Below are 20,816 nucleotides of genomic sequence, written 5' to 3'. Positions count from 1 at the left end.
TCGTTGTGTTCATCCCGCAGGTCATCCCGCTGGTCGCAGCAGGCATCATCTGGAGCTGGCTGTTCGCCAGCACAGGTCTGATCAACCAGGCTCTCCGCGCGCTGGGACTCGGCCGGTTCGCAACAGCCTGGCTCGGCGATTATCACACGGCCTTACCCTCGGTCGGCATGATCGGGGCATGGGTGGAAATAGGACTGTGCACCATGCTCCTGCTCGCCGGCATGGCCAAGATCGACGGATCACTGTACGAGGCCGCCCGCCTCGACGGCGCAGGTCCGATTCGGGAATTCGTGTCGATCACCTTGCCAAGTGTCCGTCAAGAGATAGTTGTCTGTCTGACCGTCACGATCATTGCAGCGCTGTCCAGCTTCGACATCATCTATATCTCCACCCAAGGGGGGCCTGGGAACTCCACGATGGTACCCGGACTGCAGATCTTCTACCTGGCGTTCACCGAGAACAGAATAGGTGTGGCGTCGGCGCTGGCCGTGGTCCTCATGGTTCTCGTTCTCGCCGTAATACTTCCGGTACAGCGACTGGGAAGGAACGAGGAATGATGATCGTATCCAAGCGGGAATCAGTGGTGGGCCGCATTCTCCTGACGCTCATCATGCTCTGGACGGTAGTCCCGTTCATCAGTCTCTTCGTAACCGCGCTCCATCCGTCGGGAACCTATCCTGCGGGACTCGAGTGGCCGGAGGAACCCCAGTGGAGCAACTTCGCAAAGGCTTTCGAGAGCGCAAACGTCGGGGCGCTGGTGTGGTCCAGCGTTCTCATCGTCGTTGGCGTCGTCCCGATTTCGCTGGCGATAGCGACCATGGCCGGCTATGCGCTCGGTCACCTCAGGGTTCCGGGGCACAGATGGCTTCTGCTCACCTTCATCTTGGGGCTGACACTGCCTTTCGAAGGAATCATCACCCCTCTCTACCATCAGATACGAGACCTAGGACTGCTCAACACCAGATGGGCGATCATCTTGCCGCTCATCGGCCTATTCATGCCATTCTCAGCGTTCTGGATGCACGCGCACTTCGTCAACGTCCCCAAGGAGATATCCGAAGCGGCCGAGGTCGACGGAGCGAACCTGTGGCAGGCGTTCTGGCGGGTTCAAGTCCCACTGGCTCGTCCAGCACTGTCGTCGCTGGCGATCCTTCTGTTTCTGTGGACATGGAACCAGTTCCTACTCACGGTAGTCCTAGTGAACGACCCTACCAGGCGCACAGCGGCAGGCGCGCTGGGTGCATTTCAAGGGCAGTGGGGCACCGACATCCCACTCCTATGTGCCGGAGCACTCATTATCATGCTGCCGACACTGTGCGTATTCCTGCTGTTCCAGCGTCAGTTCATAACCGCCATGATGCAGGGCGCAGTCAAGGGCTGACGTGTCTGACACTTGTGGGTCTCCCAAACCACCGTGCGAGAGACCCACAAGCTGTCCGGATGCGATTCCAGCAGCAACTCCGCAAAAGCAGCCCGGGCAGGTCGCCACAACTGCGAACCTGCCCGGGCGCCGTGAGAGCCTACTGTGCCTCGCTCGTCCCCCGGGCCCGCGCCACGGTGGCGGTGGGAGTGTCCACGTCGGCGGTGATCACTTGCAGCTCCACGCAGCTGACCTCCCGCTTGATCAGGTCCAGGTGGGCGCCGGTCCAGGCATTCTTGTCCGTCGGGATCGTCAGGGTTGCGCGCGCCGGCTCGCCGACGTTCAAGCCGGCGGCCTTGCGCTCATCCATCAGCAGGCGCACCAGGTCACGGGCCCAGCCTTCGGCCTCCAGGTCGTCGTCGAGTGCCGTATCCAGCACCACAAAGGCGCCCGAGGGCAGCACGGTGGCGGACAAGGCATCGTCGTGGACCTCGATACGCGTGGACAGGGTGAAGGTGGAGTCCTCCGCCTCCAGCACCACCGGGGAGCCGTCGAGCAGGACCGTGTCGAAGCGAACGTCGCCGTCCTCGGTGACCTCCCACTCCCCCGCCTTGACGGCGCTGAACAGCTTCGAGGTCAGCTTGCGCACCTGCGGGGCGAAGGCGCGCGGGTTGAGGGTCAGTTCCTCGGTCAGCTCGTAGCCGGCGTCGGCGGCATCCAGCACCCGCACCTGCTTGACGTTGACCTCGTCGGCGATCAGCGCCGTGAATGGCGCCAGGCCGGCCGGGTCGGAGGTGGCGATGGTCAGAGTCCGCAGCGGCTGGCGTACGCGCAGCTTCTCGGCCTTGCGCAGGCTCAGCGCGGCGGACACCGCGTCGCGCGCCTGATCCATGGCGTCCACCAGGGCGCCGTCGGCCACGTGCTCGGGCAGGACCGGCCAGTCGGTCAGGTGAACGGAGCGCTCCCCGGTCAGGCCGCGGTAGATCTCCTCCGCGGTCAGCGGGGCCAGGGGCGCCATCACCTGCGTCAGCACGCGCAGCACGGTGGCGAGGGTGTCGAAGGCGGGGCGCGCCACCTCGGCGCCGCCGTCGACGAACCGCGACCGGGAGGTGCGCAGGTACCAGTTGGTCAGCACGTCGATGAACTCGCGCACCGTGTGGGTGGCGCCGGTGATGTCGTAGGCGTCCAACTGGGCGGCCACGGTGTCGGTCAGGTCCTTGGTGCGGGCCAGGATGTAGCGGTCCATCACGTCGAGGGTGCCCTTGCGCTCGAACAGCGAGGTGTCGGTCAGGTCCACGCCGTCGGTGAGGTAGCAGGCCCCCTCGTCCCCGGCCTGGGCGGCGTACAGGGCGAAGAAGTACCAGGTGTTCCACAGCGGCAGCATGACCTGGCGGACGGTGTCGCGGATGGCCTTGTTGGTGACGGACAGGTTGCCGCCGCGCACCACCGGGGAGGACAGCAGGAACCAGCGCATGGCGTCGGCGCCGTCGCGGTCGAAGACCTGCTGGACGTCGGGGTAGTTGCGCAGGGACTTGCTCATCTTCGCCCCGTCGTTGCCCAACAGAATGCCGTGGGAGACGCAGGTGGTGAAGGCGGGCCGATCGAACAGGGCGGTGGCCAGCACGTGCAGCGTGTAGAACCAGCCGCGGGTCTGTCCGACGTACTCCACGATGAAGTCGCCCGGGTTGTGCGACTCGAACCAGTCCACGTTCTCGAACGGGTAGTGCACCTGGGCGAAGGGCATGGAGCCGGACTCGAACCAGCAGTCCAGCACGTCGGGGATGCGGCGCATCATGGACTTGCCGGTGGGGTCGTCCGGGTTGGGGCGCACCAGCGTGTCGATGAAGGGCCGGTGCAGATCCTTCACCTCCACACCGAAGTCGCGCTCCAGCTCCGCGAAGGACCCGTAGACGTCGGTGCGCGGGTGGGCCGGGTCGTCGCTCACCCACACGGGGATGGGTGAGCCCCAGAAGCGGTTGCGGGAGATGGACCAGTCGCGGGCGCCGGCCAGCCAGTTGCCAAAGATGCCGTCCTTGACGTGCCCGGGCACCCAGGTGATCTCCTGGTTCAGTTGGACCATGCGGTCGCGGATGGCGGTGACCTTCACGAACCAGCTCGAGACGGCCTTGTACATAAGCGGCTTACGGCAGCGCCAGCAGTGTGGGTAGGAGTGCACGTAGGACTGCTGCCGCACCAGCACGGCGCGCACGGCCGCCTCGCGGCGGGCCAGCGGGCCGGTGCCGTCGCGCAGGTCGGTGATGACCGGCTTGTTGGCGTCGAAGATGTGCATGCCGGCGTAGTCGGGCACCTCGGAGGTGAACATGCCGCCGTCGTCGACGGGGATGACCGTGCCGATGCCGTAGGGCTGGCAGGAGTTCATATCGTCCTCACCGAAGGCGGGCGCCAGGTGCACCAGGCCGGTGCCCTCGGTGGTGGTGACGTAGTCGGCGGCGATGATCTGCCAGGCCGCTGACCCGGGGGCGGCGCCCTCGGCCCGGTGGGCGGCGTCGTCGAAGAAGTCGTAGATGGGCACGTAGCGCACGCCGACCAGATCGGTCCCCTTATAGGTGGCCAACACCTGCGGGTCCTCACCCAGCTCCCGGGCGTAGGCGCCCAGCAGGTCGCGTGCGAGCAGCACGTCCTGCCCTGCGACCGGGGAGTCCAGGTCGGCGTCCACGCGGACGGTCACGTAGTCGACGTCGGGGCCGACGGCGACGGCGGAGTTGGACGGCAGCGTCCACGGGGTGGTGGTCCAGATCAGCGCCAGTTCGGGGCCGGCATCCGGGTGGGTGGCGTCCAGGCGCCGCTCCAGGCGCAGACCCACGGTGACGGTGTTGTCCTGACGGTCCTGATAGACGTCGTCGTCCATCTTGAGCTCGTGGTTGCTCAGCGGCGTGCGGTCGTGCCAGCAGTAGGGCAGCACCCGGTAGCCCTGGTAGGCCAGGCCCTTGTCATACAGGGTCTTGAAGGCCCACATGACCGACTCCATGTAGGTGGGGTCGAGGGTCTTGTAGTCGTTCTCGAAGTCTACCCAGCGGGCCTGGCGGGTGACGTAGTCCTCCCACTCCTTGGTGTAGCGCAGCACGGAGGTGCGGCAGGCCGCGTTGAACTTCTCGATGCCCAGGCCGCCGGGGCGGGTGATCTCGGTGACGTCGTCGATGCCGAGCTCGCGCTGCGCCTCCAGCTCGGCGGGCAGGCCGTGGGTGTCCCAGCCGAAGCGACGCTCCACGCGGCGGCCCCGCTGGGTCTGATAACGGCCCACCGCATCCTTGACGTAGCCGGTCAGCAGGTGCCCGTAGTGGGGCAGGCCGTTGGCGAAGGGCGGGCCGTCGTAGAAGACGAACTCGTTGGAGTGGCCGTTGTCGTCCAGAGCGGGCCGAGCGTCGATGGAGGCCTGGAACGTGCCGTCCTGCTTCCAGTAGGCCAGGACGTCCTCCTCGATTGCCGGGAAGGAGGGGGACGGCTCGACCTTCTGGCCGGGACGGTGCAGGGGGTAGAAGGCGGCGCCCGCATGCTGGGCGGCGGTGGGCTCTTCGGCCATGTGGTCTTGCCTCGCGTCTCACTCGTAGTCGTTGGACTCGACGCCGGGTCGGGTCCGGGATCCACGAGGACGACGCCGTCCCGCTCGCCGTTTGCGCCGGCTCACGGGGACCGCACCGCGGTACCACCTCGCTTGTCCGCTCCGGCGGGGCCGGGGCGGGCCGCTTGATTCGCAGCTGTGACGGGCTGTCCCGTCCGGTTCTACTGGGGGCCGCGCACACAATGTGAACCGCGGTCCGGTTCTTCCGGAGGCTCGCCGGTGATGGCCGGGTCGGCGCCTGTGGCGGTGAGTGTAGCCGTGGACCGCGCGGCGGGCCATTCTCCATCGGCTCCCGGCGGCGTCATTCTCGCCACATCATTAGGCCGCCGGCCCGTGCGGGAGACCGGGCAGGTGGTAGCGCGCGGCAGCTCGGGACGCGGGTGCGTTTCCGCCGTCGGGTCTCGCCGACGCCGCAGACGCATAGGCTTACGCCACTTAAGTACCCCAGGCCGTCCAGACCACAACCGAGGAGAGCACACCGTGACCGTCTCTCAGCCCCCGTTCCGGCGCGAGCCCACGAGTGTGCCCAAGTATCAGGAGATCTACGAGTTCCTGCGTGGCCGAATAGAGGACGGCGCCTTCCCCTTCCGCTCCTTCCTGCCCAGTGAGAATCGGCTCAGCGCCGACTTCGCCACCACCCGCCCCACGGTGCGCAAGGCGGTGCAGTACCTGGGCTCGCAGGGGTACGTCCAGCCCATTCACGGCAAAGGTGTCCAGGTCATCTACCGGCCGCGTTCAACCTCGCTGTTCTTCCTGTCCGGCATCGAGTCTCTGGCCGAGGCCGGTCGTCGCATCGGCACCACGGTGCGCACCGTGTTGCTGGCCGCAACGGTCGAAACCGTAACCGATACAGTGGCGTGGGCCTCCGGCCTGGAGGCGGGCGCACAGGTGCTGTACCTGCGTCGGCTGCGTCTGCTGAACGACCGGCCCGCCATCATCGACCACAACCGCTTCCTGCGCTCGGTGGTCCCCGACATTCCCCGCGAGGCCGCGGAGACCTCCATCTACGCCTACCTGGAGAATGAGCTGGGGGTACATATCGCCACCGCCTCACGCATGGTCACCATTGAGGCCGCGGACGAGCTCGATCGCCGTCATCTGGATCTGGGCGGTCTGGACTGCGTGGGGGTAATGGAGTCGCTCGGCTTCGACGCCTCCGGGGTGCCGTTCGAGTACACCCGCTCCCACCACGTGCCGGAGACCTTCGGCTTCGTCTCGGCGGCCCAGCGTCTGCCCGCCCACCGGTGATGGCGCAAGCCGGCGGCCCGGCCGGCGCGTACGCCGACCGGGCCGTCAAAACGCCGTGTTGGTCAGTTGGTCAGCGAGCCACCGGCTCGCGGTTGCCCAGCCGCACCTTCTCCACCGTGCGCTCGGTCTCGAAGTCGGACTCCTTGAAGCCGAAGAAGTAGGTGGCCAGGAAGGACACGGCCAGGGTCACGAATGAGGCGATCCAGAACCCGGTGAAGGACCCGTCGATGCCCTCGGGGTTGACGAAGGAGGGGAAGCCGACGAACGCGCCGGTGAATCCCCACATGTTGACGTCGAACAGGCCGGTGAGCAGGCCGCCCACGGCGCCACCGATGGAGGCGGTGATGAACACGCGCCCGTACTTGAGGTTCAGGCCGTACATGGCGGGCTCGGTCACCCCGCACAGGGCGGAGATGGTGGCCGGGCCGGCCAGTTGCTTGATGCGCGGACTCTTGGCCTTTACCCACAGCGCGAGTGCACCGCCGCCCTGGGCAATCATCGATACGGACACAATGGCGTTGAGCGGCGAGTACCCGGGGTCGGCGATCTGCTGGGAGATGATCGGGATTACCGCCCAGTGCAGTCCGAAGATGACCAGGCACTGGTAGAACCCGCCGATGAGGAAACCGGCCACCGGATACGAAAGGCTCAGCACCCAAGTGACGGCCTGGGCGATGGCGCCGGAGATCGTCATGACGATGGGGCCGAACACCACCAGCACCAGGGTGGAGACGATGAAGATCTCCAGCAGCGGGGCGAAGATGGAGCGCACCACCGCCGGGATCCACCGCTTGAGCCAGGGCTCGATCTTGGAAGCTAGCCAGGCGGCCACGATGATCGGGAAGATCGAGTAGGCGTAGGCGTTGCCCTCGGGCAGGGAGACCGGGATGCCGAAGAAGTCGGAATTGAACACCGTCCGCCCGATCCGGGCGATCACGTGGTAGTCCTCGGCGGAGGAGTCGGCCATGGCGACCACGGACGGGAAGGTGAGCACCCCGCCGATGATGGCGACGATGATCGGGTCCGCGCCGAGCCTGCGGGCCGAGGTGAAGCCGATGATGATGGGCAGGAAGTAGAACATCGACGAGGCCATGGCGTCGATGAAGGTGTAGGTCGAGGTGCCGGTGTCCACGACGTCGAACTGGGTCAGCAGCGCCAGGATCCCCTTGAGGATGCCGGAGGCCGCCAGCACGCCGATCACGGGGATCATGGAGCCGGTGATCACACCGATCAGCGAGGAGAATCCATACTTGACCCAGCCGATGGGCGTGGTGGGCCGCGGCGCCGCCGGCGCGGCCTCCGCCTCGTCGGCCCCCTCGGCCAGGCGCGGCACCTGCTTGACGATGGCGTCGTACACGTCACCGACGGTGGCACCGATGACCACCTGATACTGGCCACCCGCGCGGCGACGTCGATCACGCCCTCCGCGCCGGTCACGGCGGCGTCGTCGGCGCGGGACTCGTCCTTCAGGTAGAAGCGCACCCGGGTGATGCAGTGGATGACGGAGCGGATATTGTCGGCCCCGCCCACCCCGGCGATGATGTCGCGGGCGGTGGCGTCAAAGCCGGTCAGGCCGTCGTCCGGTGCGGGAGCGGAGGCGTCGGCGACCGCGGAGTCGCCGGAGGCCGTCTTGAGCACGGCTCCGGCCACGCTCGCGCCGGCCTGCGTCTCCCCCTCGGTGACGCGCAGTTCGGCCAGGGTCTTGGCGGAGTTGGTCACGGCCACGATGGTGGTGGTGTCCTTGCCGGCGGCGGTAATGGCGGCCAGGTCCATGGCGCCCAGGGACTGGCCGGCCTGCACCTCCTGGCCGACGCCGACGGTGAGGCGGAACGGGCGCCCCTCCAGCTCGACGGTATCCACCCCCAGGTGCAGGAGCACTTCCAGCCCCTCGGCGGTGGCGATGCCGACGGCGTGACCGGTCTCGGCCACCATGGTGACGGTACCCGCCGCTGGGGCGACGACATCACCTGCGGAGGGAACCACGCCGAAGCCCTCTCCCAGGGCACCGGAGGAGAAGACCGGATCGGGGACGTCGGCTAGGGCGATGACCTTGCCGGATACGGGTGCTGCCAGCGCCCGCTCCGGCGCGGATGATGAGGACATGTGCGATGCTCCTCTCAGAGCGACTTCGGGTTGCGGATGATGATGGCCAGGGCCTCATAGGGGGACAGAGTCATGACGGGGCCGAGTGGCCGGGCGGGGTAGTTCCCGATCAGCACCTCGCCGACGAGGAACTCACTGGGAACCGCGACCGTGGTCGGATGACCACGGAAGCTGGTCAGGACGAGCAGGCGAGCAGGGCCGGCGTCGTCGCTGGTGGCGGCCGCGGCGTCCGGAGACGCGGGCAGGCTGCGGATATAGGCGAATACGTCGGGACTGTCGAGCTCCCAGGGGGCGTAGTCGCCCTCGGCGATCACCGGCTCCGTCTTGCGCAACTCCACCAGGCGGCGGTAGTAGGGCAGGATGCGCCCACCCGCCTCCTCGGCGGCAACGTTGATCGTCTCGGCGTTGGTGGGGCGCAGCCAAGGGGTGCCGGTGGTGAAGCCGGCGCCGGCGGTGGCGTCCCACTGCATGGGGGTGCGGGCGTTGTCACGCGCCTTGGCGTGAACGACGGCGAAGGCGTCCGCCTCGCTGTGTCCGGCGGCCACCAGCTCGGCGTAGGCATTGCGGGCCTCGACGTCCACATAGTCCTCGATGCGGGTGTAGTCCGGATCGGTCATGCCGATCTCCTCCCCCATATAGATGTAGGGGGTGCCGCGCAGCAGGTGGATGGCGGTGGCGAGCATGGTGGCGGACTCGTAGTGGTAGCGGTCCGGGTCACCGAAGCGATTGATGGCCCGGGGCTGATCGTGGTTGTTCCAGAACAGGGCGTTCCAGCCGCCGCCGGCCTGGAGTCCCAGCGCCCAGTCGTTGAGGATGCGCTTGAGGGCGGGGATATCCGGCTCGGTCAGGTCCATTTCCGGCCGTCGGCGTAGTCGACCTTGAGGTGGTGGAAGTTGAACACCATGGACAGCTCCCCCCGCCCGGGGCTGGTGTAGTCAACGCAGGCGGCGATGGAGGTGGAGGACATCTCCCCCACGGTCACGGCGTCCGGGTCCTGGCCAAAGCTGGCCCGGCACAGTTCTTGCAGGTAGTCGTGCACGAGCGGCCCGTCGGTGTAGACCAGGCGGTCGTCGGTGCCCGCGGAGGCGTCCGCCAGGGGCTCGGTCTTGCCGATCAGGTTGATAACGTCGAAGCGGAAGGCCCGCACGCCGTGGGAGCGCCAGAAGTTGATGACCTGCGCCGCCCGTGCCCGTACCTCGGGGTTGTGCCAGTCCAGGTCGGCCTGGCCGGGGTCGAACAGGTGCAGGTAGTACTCCCCGCCCAGCGGGCGGCCGGACTCGTCAACGGGCCCGAACGGCGCCCAGGCGGGACCGCCGAACTTGGACACCCAGTTGGTGGGCAGAATCGGCTCCCCCGTCGGTTCGTCGCCGCGGGCGGGCCGGAGGTAGAAGTAATCTCGGTAGCGCTGCTCACCGGCCAGCGCCCGCTGGAACCACTCGTGCTCGGTGGACACGTGGTTGAGCACCATGTCCAGCATGGGGCTGATGCCGTGCTCGGCCAGGGCGGCGACGAGCTCGTCGAAATCCTCCATCGTGCCCATCGCGGGGTCGACCGCGCAGTAGTCGGACACGTCGTAGCCGTTGTCCTTGCCCGGCGAGGGATAAAAGGGGTTGAGCCAGACGTAGTCCACGCCCAGCGAGGCGATATAGGGGACCTTTTCAAGGATGCCGCGCAGGTCACCGACGCCGTCGCCGGTGGTGTCGCGGAAGGACTTCGGATAGACCTGGTAGACGACGGCGTCGTGAAAGCTCATGGGGTGCTCCGGGGTCAGTCGCGCTGCCGCAACCACGCGGCAACTTGTATACACAAGTACACACCACCGGTGAGCTCCTGACAACCCCGCCGCGGTTGGGCGTGGCACACATACACGCGTTCGCCTCGCACACACGTGTTTTGGAGGTTTGCGGGCGCTCAACCCGTGCAAACCTCCAAAACACGTGGCCTTGGCGGGAAGGCGTGTGCGAGGCGGCCACTCAGGCCGAGGTGTCCTCGTTCTGTAGCACGCCGGCGCTGTCGCCGCCCTCGGAGGTGCCGCCATCGCCGGATCCGCCGGTGGCGTCGTCGTTGGGCGTGGTGCGCCCGGCGCCGCCCTGACCCGTCTCACCATCGGGCATCTGGCCGCCCGGCATCTGGCCGCCCGGCATCTGGCCGCCGCCCGGCCCGTCCTGGCGCGGGTCGAAGTCGCCGCGCTCAATACCCGCCGGAGTCTGCTCGGGCGAGAGCAGCTCGTTAGCACCCCAGCCGGCGCCGAACGCTGCCGCTATGACAGCGACGCCGGCGACGACGGCGACCCACGTGCGCCGGTACCCGGGACGCTGCCGCTTGGTCCGGGCGGGAGCGACGGCGTCGGACAAGCCCGCATCGGCTCCGGTGCCCGACGTCGGGTGCTGCGTGGAGGCGTCGGGGGCGGGGATGCGGGCGGTGCCGTCGAAGTCGTCGGACCTGGGCTCGGTCATCTGAGTCCTTTCGGTGCGTAGGAGACCTCGCAATGTCGAGGCGCAGCCGAAGTTAGGCACCGCGGCTGGATCACCCACGTACCGGCGCTGTGGCGCAGCTGTGTATTGGCCGCTGCCTCAGCTGCGGGCCACCACCGTGTTGGAGGCCTGCGCCCGGGGACGCACGATGAGCGAGTCGATGTTGACATGCGCGGGCCGCTCCAGCGTCCACACGATGCACTCGGCTATGTCCTCGGCCACCAGCGGTTCGGCAACGCCGCATAGACGGCGGCCGCCCGATCCTTGTCGCCGTGGTAGCGGTTCAGGGAGAACTCGGCAGTCGCCACCATTCCCGGGGCGATCTCGATGACGCGCACGGGCTCCCCCACCAGTTCCAGACGCAGGGTGTTGGCGATGATCCGTTCGGCGTGCTTGGCGGCCACATAACCCCCGCCCCCGGGGTAGGTGTCGTGCGCGGCGGTGGAGGTCAGGAATACCAGGTCGCCGCCCCGCTCGCGCATTTGCGGCAGGAACGCCTGAGTGATGCGCAACGCCGCCAGGACGTTGCGCTCGTACATGGTGGCCCATTCCTCGACGCTGCCCTCGGCCACCGGGTCCGCGCCCAGTGCGCCGCCGGCGTTGTTGACGATGGCGTCGACCGGGCCGTCGGCCTGCACCTGCTCGACCAGACGGGCGACGTCGGCGGGCTGCTGCAGGTCGGCGGCGCCCCAGGCGCAGCCGGTCTCCTCGCTCAGCGCGGCCAGGCGTTGACTGCGACGGGCGGTGGCGAACACCTCCCATCCGTGGGCGCGCAGCAGACGGACGGTGGCCGCGCCGATGCCGGTGGAGGCACCGGTGACCAGGGCACGACGCGGAGCAGGGGACGAAACCGGGGTGGCAGTTGCTTGGCTCATGCGCTCATTGTCCCCTTAAACAGGACGCAGGCGGTGCCGGACCGGCAACCGCGACCGTCTACTAGTCTGGAGCCATGACGGTCTACGGCTTCATCGGGGCGGGCAACATGGCGGGCGCGATCGTGCGCGGCACCATCGCGGCGGGCACGCCCGCCACCGACGTGTTACTGACCAGCGCCCATGACTCGGCCGCCCGCCTGGCACAGGCCACCGGGGCGCGGCACGTCCCCGTGGCCGCGGATCTGGTCGCGGCCAGCGACGTGGTGGTGCTCGCGGTCAAGCCGCACGTGGTGCCGGGAGTGCTGGCCCCGCTCGCCGACGTCCTGGCCGCCCGCCGCCCACTGGTGCTCTCCATCGCGGCCGGGCTGAGTACCGAGCGCCTGGCCGAGATGCTGCCTCCCGGCGCCCGGGTGGTGCGGGCCATGCCGAACATGGCCGCCACCGTGGGCCAGTCCATGACCGCCCTGGCGGCGGGTCCCGCGGCCACGGACACCGATCTGGAGACCGCCGACGCCTCATGAGCACCGTGGGCCGCACCCTGGTACTGGCCGAGCGGGACTTCTCCGCATTCACCGCCCTGGCGGGCTCCTCCCCCGCCTTCGTGTTTCAGTTCATCGAGGCCCTGGCCCGCGGCGGCGTGGCGGCCGGCATCCCCAAGGCGCAGGCGGTGCAGATCGTCACCCAGGCGCTGCTCGGCTCCGCTCTGACCGTGCAGGCGGAGGCCGCGAAGACCGCCCCCGCCGACGGCGAGCGCGGCCGCACTCCCGCCGACCTGATCGACGCCGTCTCCTCCCCGGGCGGCACCACGGTGGCGGGGCTGGTGGCGCTGGAGCGCGCTGGTTTCTCCGCCGCCGTTGTCGACGGCGTACAGGCCACTATCGCCCGAGACCGGGAGCTGGGCGCTTAATCTCTCACGCGGGCGCCGTGCGCGCATCGCCACAAAGCCGCTAAGCTGGGCGCACTTGCCCTGACCGTTATCTTATCCGTACCTGTTCCTGACCACCTTGTTCCCGACCGTTTGTCTCCTGACACCTGACCATTCCTGACCTCTGCCCCGGTGAAGCCACTGAAAGGGGAACTCCTATGGCAAACCAGGCGACCCTGAGCACCTGGAAGCAACCACGCACCTTCTACGCCCGCTACGGCAAGCGCGCCCTGGACGTGGGCGTCGCCCTCGCCGTCATGCCGGTGCTGGGCGTACTGACTGTCGGTGTGGGCGCCGCCATCAAGCTCGACGACGGCGGCCCTGTCTTCTACCGGCAGGAGCGCTGGGGGCGCCACGGCCACCCCTTCAGGATCTTCAAGTTCCGTTCCATGTCCGTGGGCGCCCCCGATATCCGCAACGCGGACTCCTCCTCCGTCGCCTCCCGCACCGATACCCGCGTGACCCGGGTGGGCCGTTTCCTGCGCACCACCTCCGTCGACGAGGTGCCCCAGTTCCTCAACGTTCTGAACGGCACCATGAGTCTGATCGGGCCACGCCCCAACCTGGCGACCAAGCCGCTGGACCGCATGGGCGCGGACGAGCGGCGGCGACTCACGGTCAGGCCCGGCATTACCGGCTACAACCAGGCCTTCTACCGCAACTCCACCACCCTGCCCGAACGCTACGCCGCCGACTGCTACTACGTCGATCACCTGTCCTTCGGCTTGGACGTGCGCATCGTGCTCAAAACCATCCAGACCGTGCTCACCGGCAAGTCCGTCTACTCCGACGCCAAGGAAGCCCAGAGAACCGCCTAGACCGGCGTCAAGGAAACCAAGGAGCCACCTCATGACCGTCCCTGAAACCCCTGCCCTCCAGCCCCACGCCGACGCGGAACCGCCGCAGCGCCCCGCTGCCGCACGCCCACCGGTGCTGATCCTGGGCGGTTCCCCGCTCCAGGTGCCGATGATCCGTAAGGCCCGCGAGCTGGGCATGCGCACGCTCGTGGTGGACGCCAACCCGGATGTGCCCGGGGCCGCCCTGGCGGACGAGTTCGCCGCCGTGTCCACCACCGACGTGGAGGGGCTGCTGGCCGTGACTCGCAGCCGCGAGCTGGCCGGGGTCACCTCGGTGGGCACGGACCGGCCGGTGCGCGCCATGGCCGCCGTCGCCCAGGCGCACGGCCTGCCCGCCGTCTCCCCCGCCACGGCCGCGGCCTGCACCGACAAGGCCCTGATGCTGCAGGCCGTCGCCCGCGCAGGCGTGCCCCACCCGCGTTTCGCCCTGGCCACCAACCTGGACGAGCTGCACGCCGCCGTTGCGCGGGTGGGCCTGCCCTGCATCGTCAAGCCCCTGGACTCCTCCGGCTCACGCGGGGTCGTACAGGTAGACAGTGAGGCGGACCTGGCGCGAGCACTGGACTACGCCCTGGCTCCCTCCCACGAGCCGACCGTGATCGTGGAGGAGCTGCTGGTGGGCCGGGAGATCAGCTGCGAAGTGCTGTGTGTGGACGGCACCTACCACGTGGTCGCCACCACGGACAAGGACACCACCGGCAGCCCCCACTTCATTGAGACCGGCCACACCCAGCCCGCCGATCTGGACGCCGATACCCTGGCCGCCGCCCATGCCCTGGTGGCGCAGTGCCTGGCCGCCGTGGACATGCACTTCGGCCCCGCCCACGTGGAGATGATGCTGACGGACCACGGTCCGGTGCTCATCGAGTTCGGCTGTCGCATGGCCGGTGACTTCGTTTCCTCCCATGTGGTGCCCGGCTCCACCGGCACCGATTTCATCGGCCTGGTGCTGCGGCAGGCCTGCGGGGAGCAGATCGAGGTGCCGCCTTCCTCCGGGCGGGCCGCCGCCATTCGCTTCCTGACCGCCCCCGAGGGCGTGCTGCGCGCCTTCCACGGGGTGGAGCAGGCGCAGGCCGTACCCGGCGTCGACGCCGTCATCACCCTGGCGCAGCCGGGCGAGGCCATCACCCCGCTGCATTCCAGCACGGACCGCCTGGGGGTGGTGGTTGCCTCCGCCCCCGACCGCGCCACCGCCGTCGCCGCCTGCGAGCGGGCCCGCGACCTGATCCGCATTGAGGTGGGGCCGGCGGTCGGCTCCTCCGGTCCCATGGCCTCAACGCCGGGCGCCCTGCCCGCGCGGGGCCGCCGCGTGCTGATCATCGGGGCCGGCCGCGGCCAGCTCGGGCTGATCCGCGCCGTCAAGCGCCTGGGCGCCACCGCGGTGGTCGCCAGCCTGACCGCCGGATCGCCGCCGGGGCTGAAGGAGGCCGATGAGGCCATCGACGTGGACCTGCTCGACCCCGACGCGGTGGCCCGGGAGGCCCGCCTGGCCGGCATCGACGCCGTCGCCACCAGCTGCCTGGACACGGGCCTGGAGGCGCTGGGCACGGTGGTCGATGAGTTGGGGCTGCGCGGAATCGGCCGCGCCGCCGCCCGGCTGTGCATGGACAAGCTGGCCATGAAGCGCCGCCTGGTCGAGCGGGGTGTGCCCACCGCCCCGTTCCGGGAGGTCACCAGCCCCGAGGAACTGGACGCCGCACTGGAAACCGTCGGGCTGCCGGCCATGGTCAAGGCCGCAGACCTGCAGGGCTCTTCCGGCGTGTTCAAGGTGGCCTCACCCGCCCAGGCCCGCACCGCCTTCGATCGCGCCCGCGTCCTCAGCCGCCACGGCGCGGTGATCGTCGAGCGCTTCCTGGACGGCCGCGAGTTCGGCGCGCAGGCGCTGGTGCACAATGGCGAACTGATACACGTGACCGTCCACGGCGACGACCTGGCCGCGGGGATGCCGATTCCCCTAGGCCACCACGTCCCCCTAGACGACGACGCCCTGGCGACCCGGGCCCGCGCGGTCACGGCCGCGGCGGTGGCGGCTCTGGGGCTGGACGACTGCGCGATCAACATCGACCTGATGGGCTGCGACTCCCAGGTGTACGTGATTGAGCTGACCGGCCGGGCCGGAGCCAACGGCCTGCCCGAGTTGATGGGCGCGGTGCACGGACTGGATTACTACGAACTGGTGGCCCGGGAGGCGCTGGACCTGGACGTGCCCGGCACCTGGGCGCGGCGCGCACCCTGGCCCGGCGCGGCTCTGGCCATGATGCTCACGGACCCCGACGCCCACGGAACCATCGCGGACGTGACCGTGCCCGCCGACCTGCCCGAGTGGGCCGTGGACCTGACCGTGTTCCGCGGCCCGGGCGACCCGGTCGATGGTTTCACCTCCTCCAACGATTGCCTGGGACAGGTGGTGGTGCGCGGGCAGGACCTGGCGCAGTGTCGGCAACGGGCCGCCGCCCTGGCCGCCCAGGTGACCTTCCAACTGCGGGAGGCGGCATGAAGCGGCTTGTCATCCTGGCCAATGCCTTCCCCTGGGGCAACTGGGAGCCGTTCCTGGCCACCGAGCTGGAGTACCTCACGGGATTCGACCGGGTGGACATCATGTCGCTGTCGGTGCGCGCGGACCAGCGGGACAAGGTGCGCCCCCTGCCTGCGGGCATGCACGCCCATGCGATTCCGTTCCGCTCTCGCCTGTTCTACCTGCTGGGGTCCTTCCGGGTGCTGGGGGATGCCAACCTGTACCGGGAACTGGCCGACCTGGCCCGCCGCCACCGGCTGAGCCCGGCCCGGGTGGTAACCCTATTCGTGTTCCTCAGCCGCGCCCGCCACGAGTCCGCACAAGTCGCCCGCCTCCTGCGGCAGGCCGGGGCGAACCCGGACGATGAGGTGGTCTTCTACTCCTACCGCTTCGCCTACCAGCCCTATATGGCCGCCCGGCTGCGCCGTCGCTTCCGGCGTTCTGCATCGGTGGCCCGCGCCCACCGGGCCGACCTGTACGAGGAGCACTCCCCCCGCGGCTATCTGCCGCTGCGCGCGCAGACGGTGGCCGACCTGGACCGCATCTACCTGGTGGCCGACCACGGGCTGCGCTACCTGCTGGACCGGCAGCCGGAGGCGGCGGGCAAGGCCGTCGTCGCCCGCCTGGGCACCACCGACCACGGCATCCCGGCCGTGGTGCCGCCGCGCCGGGAGGGGCTGCGGATCGTGTCCTGCTCGACGATCGTTCCCGTCAAGCGCCTGGACCTGCTGGTCGAGGCGCTCGCCGGAACCGATCTGCCGGTCCGCTGGGACCACTTCGGTGAAGGAGAACTGCGCGAGCGGCTCCAGACGCTGGCCGACGCCGAGCTGCCCGACAACGTGAAACTCACCTGGCGGGGCTTCGTACGCAACGCGACCTGGTAGAGGAGTACGTGCACTCCCCCCGCCACCTGCTGGTCAACGTCTCCGCCTCCGAGGGCGTGCCCGTGTCGATCATGGAGGCGTTGTCGGCGGGTATCCCGGTGGTGGCCACGGACGTGGGCGGCACCGGCGAACTAGTGCGCACCGGCAGCAACGGGATCCTGCTGCCCGCCGATCCGACCCCGCAGCAGGTGCGCGACGCCATCGAACAGATTGCGGGCCTGGATGAGGACACCTACGCCGAGCTGCGTGCCGGCGCCCGCCGCACCTGGGAGGAGCACTGTGACGCACGTGCCCTGTACACCCGTTTCGCCGCGGCATTGGCGGGCCCGCTGGAGGAGACGGATTCTCGCGCCGACCTGCCGGAGGCGCAGGCATGAGCGGGCAGGATCGGGGACAGGTCCCACCGCCCGGTGACGCGGTGAGGGGCACGGACGATCGACGTCGCCGCCGGGCCGAGCGCTTTGCCCGCCGCCGCCCCGGACGGGCAGTGGTGGCCGCCCTGTGCAATCTGGCCGTGCTCGCCCTCGCCCTGGGCAGCCAGGCGTCGCTTCCCTGGGCCCTCATCCTGCTGCTATGGCTGAACGCGCTGCTGTTCGCCACCGCCCGCATGGCCGAGCGCACCATCCTGGCGGCCTTCCTGGTGTCCTTCTTCCTGCTGCTGCTGGGGCGCGAGATCACGGTGGACTTCTTCCACTACGAGACCAGCCAGGCGCCGGCGGGGCAGACCGCGCACCTGCAGTGGTGTCTGACACTGAGCCTGATCGGCATTCTGGTCGGGGCACTGGCCGTGAGCGCCTGGCGCGCCGGGAAGCTGCGCCTGCACGCGGCAGACCGCACCGAGGCTACCGAGTTCAGCCGCCGCCGAGGTCTCGGCCCCGCTCCCGACGGCGGCACCGTGCTGGCGGACCCGTCGATCGTGCGCTTTCTGTTCTGGGTCACGCTCGCCCTGTCCCTGATCTCGGTGGCGCTGCGGGCCCGTTATGTGCTGGCCAACGGCTACCTGTCCTATTACACGGACTTCTCCGACCTGGAGGACGCCTCCGGTTCCATGTACGGGTTGCGCCGTATCGAGATCATGCTGCCGCTGGTGCTGACGATCTACCTGGGTCTGTTCCCGCCCCGCCGTCAGGTCACGGCCGCCAGCGTCGGCTGGGCCGTCTACCTGGCGCTGAGCCTGCTGACCGGGCAGCGCGGCACCTTCGTGGGCGGCATGGTCATCATCCTCGCTACTGGATCGTGCGTGCCCACCAGGACCCGCCGGGCACCTGGCGCATCGGAGGGTGGGCCGGCTCATCGGCGTCGTCTCGGTGCCACTGGTCGCCATCGCATTGACCGCGGTGGAGTCGGCGCGGGGCGTCGGCGCGGTCGCCTCGGACACCGCCGGACGCAACCCGATCCTGCAGCTGCTGTACGGCCAGGGCGTGAGCTCGACGGTGGTGCGCAACGCCTACACCTATGCCGACTTCATCCCCAAGGACTGGTACACCGGCGAGTTCCTGCACTCCGGGCTGCCCGCCCGCCTGCTGGGCTCCCAGGTCTACCACGGCAACACCGTGGAGCACGCCCTGCACGGGGGCTCGTTCACCCACGCCTTCGCCTACACGCTGCTGGGGCCGCAGTACCTCAGCGGTCGCGGCACGGGTTCCTCCTTTATCGCCGAGCTGTTCTACGACTACGGCTACGTGGGCGTGCTGGTGGGCGGGGCCGTTTACGGCGCCGTGTGCGTGTGGGCCTGCACCCTGGTCAAGGGACAGCCACTGCGCAACGGCCTGCGCCTGGTGATCGTACCGACGCTGTTGTGGGCGCCGCGCGGTAGCGCCACCGGTTTTCTGAGCACCTGGCTGACTCCCAGCGTGCTGGTGGCACTGCTCGGCGTGACGGTGCTGTCCCTGGCCGCCGCCCTCCTTCGCGAGACCGGCACTGGTAACGTACCCAAACCTGCACTAGTAACGCACCGAGGTCGGTAGATATGGCGGCGGCCGAGTCGCGGTCGGGCAGGATGCCGGCGCTTGTCGTCGGTTTTGGCAGTCTGCGCCGTCGTGCCCGGCCCGGCCTTGTCTCTTGGTGTGCTTTGACGGCTTGTGGGCTTCGGTAACGGTTCGTCACTTCCCTCGACGCTTCGGCGGTTGGCATCGGGGCTTCGGCACTTCCACCGACGGTTCGGCACCCGGCGGCACGAACCGTCGGGTCAAGGCAAGAAGTGTCCACCGGAAGGTACGAAGCGTCATCGTAAGTAACGAATCGTCAGCCCCTGTCAGGCCCGGTCTCCGCCTGGCCAACAGGGGCCGGGAACCACATCAACCGGTTTCGGCACGTGACTTCCACCGGTCTCGGCGCAGAGGAGGCCGTCCGCAAGGACGCCGACCCGATCGCTCATCCCTGTCTCATGGGCCACGCCCCGCCTGTTGGGCCGCACCACCAGAATCGATGACCGTTTACTCGGCGAGGTGCCGCCTCCGACGACGGCGCGGCGCCAACCCCGGCAGGGCATCGCGGTGGACATAGCCATACAGGGCCAGGGTGGCGTACACGGCGAGCAGCCCCAGCGGCGGCGCGCCCGCGGCTACCGCTCCCAGGAACACGGCACACACCAGCAGCTCGGTGAGGGTGTCGGCCAGAATCGGCACGCCAATGAGGCGGTTGATCAACACCTCCGAAGCTATCGAGCGGACCGCCGAGACCATCGCGATCAGGAATACGGCCGCAGTCACCGACCCCCACAGGTAGACGGTCCACCACGTGCCCACCACGGCCAGTCCCAAGCAGGCCACGTTGATCACGGCCATCAACCGCTCCCGCCGCATGACCTTCAGGAACACCACCGACAGCCCCCGACTCTTGGTCTCATACACGCTCAGGGGGAACAACAGCGCCAGGAAGAAGATCGCCTGCCCGTAGTTGGGCAGCCACAAGCCCAGCACCCAGGCCAGCGGGAAGTACAGGCCGAGCATGAGCACCAGCGGCGTGACGAACCGCGAGCGCAGGGCCGCATAAGCGTCGGCGTACTGGGCGCGGTCCAGGTTGCTCAACTGCGGATACACCGAGATCGACACGGAGTTGACCAGCACCATGAACATGGTGGTGAACTGGAACGCCAGGGACACCTGGGCGAACATCTCAATACCCCAGCGGTCCTCCACCGCCCAGCGCACCACGAAGGTGATCAGGCAGCAGCCAGGTTGGACACCAACACAAACATGCCCGCCCCGCAGTCGACGAGGAACTCCCGGGCGCCTGCCAGCTCAGGTCGGGGCGGGCCAGGAACACGCCACGGGCGATGAGCACCGCGATGATCAGGCCCAGGGCCTTGCCCAGCACGTCGAAAACGATGAACACGATCACCGCCCGCACCCCGAACAGCAGCGCCCCGCCGACGCCGACGAAGGTCACCAGCCGCTCCACCACCGTGCCCAGGGCGAAGGCTCGTGCCCGACCGGCGATCTGCAGCACCACGGTGACCAGAGTGCGCGGCACGTAGAACACGGCGCCCAGCCCGGCCAGCACCAGGATCAGACCCCGCTGCTGAGGCGGAGCGGCCGCCCACACCCACACCACCAGGCCGATACAGGCCGCCAGGTCCAGGGCGAACAGCCGGATCAGGCCGGCGGACAGACGCGGGCCGGGCATGTCCGCCCAGCGCCGACCGCCCAGGCTCAGGTAGACGCCGTCGGTGTAACCGAAGGTCACGTAGCCGAAGTACATGACATACAACTGGTACAGCTGCCACAGCCCGTAATCGGCCACGGAGATGATGCGCGGCAGCACCAGCGTGAGCAGGGCCGCCGAGGCCATGTACAAGACGTTGCCGACCAGGACCCAGGGCAGGCCTCGGGTCAGGCTGCGGCTGGTCGGGGAAGCGGTGGACACAGGGATTCTCCTCACCTGTCATCGCTGCCGGGCGCAGACGGGTTCAGGGCACCGACCGGCGATGACGTGCCAATGCTGTCCTGCGCGTACCACGTCCGTCAAACGGTTGATATTTGACCTGAATCGCA

General features: G+C 68.8%; 14 protein-coding genes and 4 pseudogenes. 10 read left to right on the top strand and 8 right to left on the bottom strand.

Annotated features, from left to right (window positions below; translation table 11 throughout):
* Positions 1-5 precede the first annotated feature (5 nt).
* Both BW737_RS18455 and BW737_RS10480 read left to right on the top strand, forming a co-directional pair.
* Positions 6-557, top strand: coding sequence for a carbohydrate ABC transporter permease (locus BW737_RS18455; protein ID WP_257210718.1), 552 nt, complete (start codon positions 6-8; stop codon positions 555-557).
* Positions 554-1,381: a carbohydrate ABC transporter permease gene (locus BW737_RS10480; protein WP_218961894.1), complete on the top strand. Its 828-nt coding sequence runs from the start codon at positions 554-556 to the stop codon at positions 1,379-1,381. The genes BW737_RS18455 and BW737_RS10480 overlap by 4 nt, the downstream gene beginning before the upstream one ends.
* Positions 1,382-1,520: 139 nt before the next feature.
* On the opposite strand, the gene ileS is transcribed toward BW737_RS10480, so the two are convergent.
* Entirely contained in the window at positions 1,521-4,901 is a 3,381-nt protein-coding gene (ileS, locus tag BW737_RS10475; protein WP_086614329.1) for an isoleucine--tRNA ligase, read from the bottom strand.
* Positions 4,902-5,420: 519 nt separating this feature from the next.
* Between ileS and BW737_RS10470 the strand changes: the two genes are divergently transcribed.
* Positions 5,421-6,188: a UTRA domain-containing protein gene (locus BW737_RS10470; RefSeq protein WP_257210717.1), complete on the top strand. Its 768-nt coding sequence runs from the start codon at positions 5,421-5,423 to the stop codon at positions 6,186-6,188.
* Positions 6,189-6,258: 70 nt separating this feature from the next.
* On the opposite strand, the gene BW737_RS19510 is transcribed toward BW737_RS10470, so the two are convergent.
* From BW737_RS19510 to BW737_RS10450, 5 genes and pseudogenes are all read right to left on the bottom strand, one after another.
* A complete protein-coding gene (locus tag BW737_RS19510) occupies positions 6,259-7,398 on the bottom strand; it encodes a PTS sugar transporter subunit IIC (protein WP_338063908.1) in 1,140 nt (379 codons plus the stop codon).
* Between the two features lie 20 nt (positions 7,399-7,418).
* Positions 7,419-8,291, bottom strand: coding sequence for a glucose PTS transporter subunit IIA (locus BW737_RS19505; RefSeq protein WP_338063907.1), 873 nt, complete (start codon positions 8,289-8,291; stop codon positions 7,419-7,421).
* Between the two features lie 14 nt (positions 8,292-8,305).
* Positions 8,306-10,044, bottom strand: a pseudogene (locus tag BW737_RS19500) (alpha,alpha-phosphotrehalase).
* A 220-nt stretch (positions 10,045-10,264) separates the two neighbouring features.
* Complete coding sequence (locus BW737_RS10455) at positions 10,265-10,747, bottom strand: hypothetical protein (RefSeq protein WP_086614330.1); 483 nt, start codon at positions 10,745-10,747, stop codon at positions 10,265-10,267.
* Between the two features lie 117 nt (positions 10,748-10,864).
* Positions 10,865-11,640: pseudogene (locus BW737_RS10450) on the bottom strand (SDR family NAD(P)-dependent oxidoreductase).
* 74 nt (positions 11,641-11,714) lie between these two features.
* Here BW737_RS10450 and proC point away from each other — a divergent pair.
* From proC to wzy (BW737_RS16290), 7 genes and pseudogenes are all read left to right on the top strand, one after another.
* Positions 11,715-12,547, top strand: a pseudogene (gene proC / locus BW737_RS10445) (pyrroline-5-carboxylate reductase).
* 176 nt (positions 12,548-12,723) lie between these two features.
* Positions 12,724-13,383: a sugar transferase gene (locus tag BW737_RS10440; RefSeq protein WP_086614331.1), complete on the top strand. Its 660-nt coding sequence runs from the start codon at positions 12,724-12,726 to the stop codon at positions 13,381-13,383.
* A 31-nt stretch (positions 13,384-13,414) separates the two neighbouring features.
* On the top strand, positions 13,415-15,919 hold the full coding sequence (locus BW737_RS10435; RefSeq protein ID WP_086614332.1) for an ATP-grasp domain-containing protein: 2,505 nt from the start codon (positions 13,415-13,417) through the stop codon (positions 15,917-15,919).
* Positions 15,916-16,821 (top strand): glycosyltransferase family protein, encoded by a 906-nt coding sequence (locus BW737_RS10430; RefSeq protein WP_086614333.1) that lies wholly within the window; start codon positions 15,916-15,918, stop codon positions 16,819-16,821. The genes BW737_RS10435 and BW737_RS10430 overlap by 4 nt, the downstream gene beginning before the upstream one ends.
* An 8-nt stretch (positions 16,822-16,829) precedes the next feature.
* Positions 16,830-17,198, top strand: a complete 369-nt coding sequence (locus BW737_RS10425) for a glycosyltransferase (RefSeq protein ID WP_180272189.1) — start codon at positions 16,830-16,832, stop codon at positions 17,196-17,198.
* Positions 17,195-18,037: pseudogene (wzy, locus tag BW737_RS20005) on the top strand (O-antigen polysaccharide polymerase Wzy); the annotation flags it as partial. The gene BW737_RS10425 and the pseudogene wzy (BW737_RS20005), both read left to right, overlap by 4 nt.
* A gap of 64 nt (positions 18,038-18,101) precedes the next feature.
* Positions 18,102-18,788, top strand: a complete 687-nt coding sequence (gene wzy / locus BW737_RS16290) for an O-antigen polysaccharide polymerase Wzy (RefSeq protein ID WP_180272188.1) — start codon at positions 18,102-18,104, stop codon at positions 18,786-18,788.
* A 468-nt stretch (positions 18,789-19,256) separates the two neighbouring features.
* Here wzy (BW737_RS16290) and BW737_RS10410 read toward each other — a convergent pair whose 3' ends face one another.
* Positions 19,257-19,976 (bottom strand): hypothetical protein, encoded by a 720-nt coding sequence (locus tag BW737_RS10410; protein WP_086614336.1) that lies wholly within the window; start codon positions 19,974-19,976, stop codon positions 19,257-19,259.
* The gene (locus tag BW737_RS10405) at positions 19,939-20,688 is read right to left on the bottom strand and encodes a lipopolysaccharide biosynthesis protein (RefSeq protein WP_086614337.1); all 750 of its coding nucleotides are present in this window, start codon (positions 20,686-20,688) and stop codon (positions 19,939-19,941) included. Before BW737_RS10405 ends, BW737_RS10410 begins: the two co-directional genes overlap by 38 nt.
* Positions 20,689-20,816 lie beyond the last annotated feature (128 nt).

The sequence above is a fragment of the Actinomyces ruminis genome (genome assembly GCF_002154335.2).
Classification (GTDB): Bacteria; Actinomycetota; Actinomycetes; order Actinomycetales; family Actinomycetaceae; genus Actinomyces; species Actinomyces ruminis.
This window is presented reverse-complemented; position numbering and strand designations above follow the sequence as displayed.